The following is a 3,818-nucleotide window of genomic DNA, read 5'->3' as shown; positions in this document are numbered from 1 at the left end:
ATGCAGATGTGTAAATATACTTACAGAAAACGGATGGGAGAGTGTTGATATTCAGGAGGTCTTATGATTTCAAGAATAAAGATTACGGGATTGATTGTTTTCGTAACTTCATTTCTAATAGGATTTTTCATGAATGAAATGAGGCAGGGTAGTATTGTAGCTGTAGGAATGATTACAGGACTAGTTATTGCGGCAGCTGGATTCTATATAGAAAGCAGGAAAAAAAGGAAGACGGAAATGATTGAAAGAAGGATATTCTATAACGGAAAGTTTTATTCAATGGATAACCAAGACAATATATATTCAGCGATTTATGTGGAAAATGGCATCATAAAGGATCTTGGTTATGATGATGAAATAATGAAGAATTACGGACCAAAGACAGACAGGAAAATCGACCTTGAAGGAAAGATTGCAGTGCCGGGATTCAACGATTCCCATATGCATCTCTATTCATTTGGGAAGAGTCTTGAATTTGTGGAATTGAGAAATGCAGAATCTGTAGAGGATTTGGTAGATGCAGGGCTCTTTTCTATTGAAGAAAGGGAAAAAGTGGGCAGTGGATCTCTTGTTGGAAGGGGATGGAACCAGGAAAAATTCGAGGACAGAAGATTTCCTACGAGAGACGACCTTGACAGGATATCATCTGAGATTCCTGTGATATTCACAAGGGTATGTGGTCATGTCACCTGTGTGAATTCAAAGGCACTTGAATATTTCAACATTGATGATGATGTTTTTATTGAAGGTGGAGAGGTTGAAAAGGATGAAAAAGGAAGACTTACAGGCATATTGAAGGAAAATGCTTTATCTCTTCTTATGGACAAGGAAGAAGGTGCTTCTGTTGATGAAATAATGACAGTAGTAGAAAATGCTCAGAAAAAGCTACTTGCTTTTGGAATAACAAGTGTTCAGACTGATGATCTTCAGCACCCGGGTGGAGGCTGGGAAAATAGCATTAAAGCCTATGTGAACCTTGTGAAAAAAGAAAGACTAAAGCTTAGGATTACGGAGCAATGTTTATTCTTCAAGCTTGAAAACTTCAGGGAATTTATTGAAAGAGGAGCCCATGGCATAGATCTGGACGACAGATTCAGAGTAGGACCACTTAAGCTTCTTGCAGATGGATCCCTTGGAGCAAGGACAGCTTTTCTATATGAGGAATATTCAGACGACGAAGGGAATTCAGGAATATCAGCTTACACAGAGGAACAGATATATGAATTTATAGACCTTGCCCATAAAAACAATATTCCGGTAGCTGTTCACGCCATAGGTGACAAGATGATAGATATTGTTCTGGATGCTATACATAAGTCTAGAAATATAAACAAGGAAATAGAATTGATGGATGGAATCGTGCATTGCCAGATAATGAATGAGGATCTGTTTAATAAATTTAGAGAATTTAGTGTGGGAGCATATATACAGCCTGTATTTACTGTGAATGACTGGAAGATTGTTGAAAGCCGGGTAGGTACTGAGAGGGCCAAATATTCATACAACTGGAAAACTTTTGTGGATATGAGTCTAAAACCTTCCTTTGGAACTGATACTCCTGTTGAAAGCCCTAATCCTCTTGAAAATATTTATGCAGCAGTCACTAGAAAGGACTTTGATGGATTGCCTGAAGATGGATGGAAGCCTGAGCAAAGATTGACAGTAAAGGAAGCATTGAAATGTTATACTGTAAATTCTGCCAGAATGACAAGTGAGGAAGATAAAAAAGGTGTTCTTGAAAAAGGAATGTTTTCAGATTTCACAGTTCTTTCAGAAAATATCTTCAAAATTGATCCTGAAGGCATAAAGGATGTATCCGTTGAAATGACTGTAATAAACGGAGAAATCGAATATTCCACAAATAATACTATGTGATAAAAATTATAAAGTTCGTCACATGACGAACTTTATTTTGGAATTCACAAGAAAAAATTCCTAAAAATCATTGACATATTACAGTTTTTTTTGTATTATGTTACTACATTCAATTAGCTTAAGGAGAAGAATATTATGGGTGGAGTAAAAAGAGTATTTGTTGAAAAAAGACCCGGTTTTGATGTCGAAAGCAGTCATCTAATGAAGGAACTGACAGAAAATCTTAAAATTGATAATATTAATAAGGTAAGAATCCTAAACAGATATGATGTATCCAGAATTGAAGACGATGTTTTCAATCAGGCTGTCATATCTGTTTTTTCAGAGAACAATCAGGATAATGTTCATCTAAATGGTGTAGACCTTGGCAGTAGTGTTTTTGGAGTTGAATATCTTCCGGGACAATACGACCAGAGAGCCGACTCGGCAGCACAGTGCATCCAGATTCTTAGTTCAGGAGAAAGACCTGTAGTGAAATATGCTAAAATCATAGACATAGAAGGCGATGTAAGTCGGGAAGATGTAAAAAGAATAAAGAACTATTATATAAATCCGGTAGATTCAAGAGAAGCAGCGATGGAAATGCCAGTATCGTTGGAAGATATATACCCTGAACCTCCGGCTGTTGCTGTCTGTGAAGGTTTTACAGATTATTCAGAAGAAGCGGTTGAGAATTACAGAGTTGAAATGGGATTTGCAATGAGCAGGGAAGATCTTTTGTTCTGCCAGCAGTATTTCAGGGAGGAAGAAAAGAGAAATCCTACTATTACAGAGCTAAAGGTAATAGACACTTACTGGTCCGATCACTGTAGACATACAACTTTCCAGACGGAATTTGACAATATTGAATTTGAAGATGGAATCATTTCAAAGGACATAAAAAATACATATAACAGATATGTAAATATTAGAAAAGAAGTATACGGCGACAGGATTGAAGATAAAGATGAATGTTTAATGGACATCGCAATTCTTGCCATGAAGCATTTGAGAAAAGTTGGAAAACTTGATGATCTTGAAGTTTCAAGTGAAATCAATGCCTGTTCAATAGAAGTTGATGCGGACATAGACGGGAAAACTGAAAAATGGCTTGTGATGTTCAAAAACGAGACACATAACCATCCAACAGAGATAGAACCTTTCGGAGGTGCTGCAACTTGTCTTGGAGGATCAATAAGGGATCCCCTTTCTGGAAGATCTTATGTATATCAGGCAATGAGGGTAACTGGAAGCGGAGACCCTACTGTTGACTTGTCGGAGACTCTGCAGGGAAAACTACCTCAGGTGAAGATTACAACTGAGGCTGCTCACGGATACAGTTCATATGGAAATCAGATAGGAATTGCAACAGGCAAGGTTGAAGAAATATATCACGATGACTACAGGGCAAAACGAATGGAAATCGGAGCTGTAATTGCTGCTGCACCAAAGGAAAATGTAGTAAGGCTTGAATCCGACCCTGGAGACATAATAATACTCGTAGGTGGAAGAACAGGAAGAGACGGATGCGGTGGAGCAACAGGTTCCTCCAAGGAGCATGACGAGGAGTCGATTCTTGTATGCGGATCCGAGGTTCAGAAAGGAAATGCACCTGAAGAAAGAAAGATTCAAAGACTCTTTAGAAATGAAAAATTGAGCAAGATAATAAAGAAATGCAACGACTTTGGCGCCGGTGGAGTTTCGGTTGCCATTGGAGAGCTTGCAGACAGCCTTGACATTAACCTTGACAAGGTTCTTAAGAAGTATGACGGTCTAGATGGAACAGAGCTTTCAATATCGGAATCGCAGGAAAGAATGGCTGTTGTTGTAGATGAAAAAGATGTAGATGAGTTTATTAAGCTGGCATATACGGAAAATCTTGAAACTGCAATAGTTGCTAAAGTTACTAATACTGGAAGACTTGTGATGAAGTGGAGAGGCGATTCAATACTTGACATTTCAAG

At 38.1% G+C, this 3,818-nt stretch carries 2 protein-coding genes; both read left to right on the top strand.

Annotation, left to right across the window (positions count from 1 at the left end):
* Positions 1–63 precede the first annotated feature (63 nt).
* Positions 64–1,875, top strand: coding sequence for an amidohydrolase (locus AC3AX0_RS09045; protein ID WP_487549972.1), 1,812 nt, complete (start codon positions 64–66; stop codon positions 1,873–1,875).
* Positions 1,876–2,010: 135 nt separating this feature from the next.
* Positions 2,011–3,818: AIR synthase-related protein (locus AC3AX0_RS09040; RefSeq protein ID WP_487549971.1), on the top strand; the 1,808-nt coding region annotated here is incomplete at its 3' end.

The organism is Dethiosulfatibacter sp. (assembly GCF_983023055.1).
Note: the sequence above shows the minus strand (reverse complement) of the source record. Positions and strands in the feature narration are given on the sequence as shown.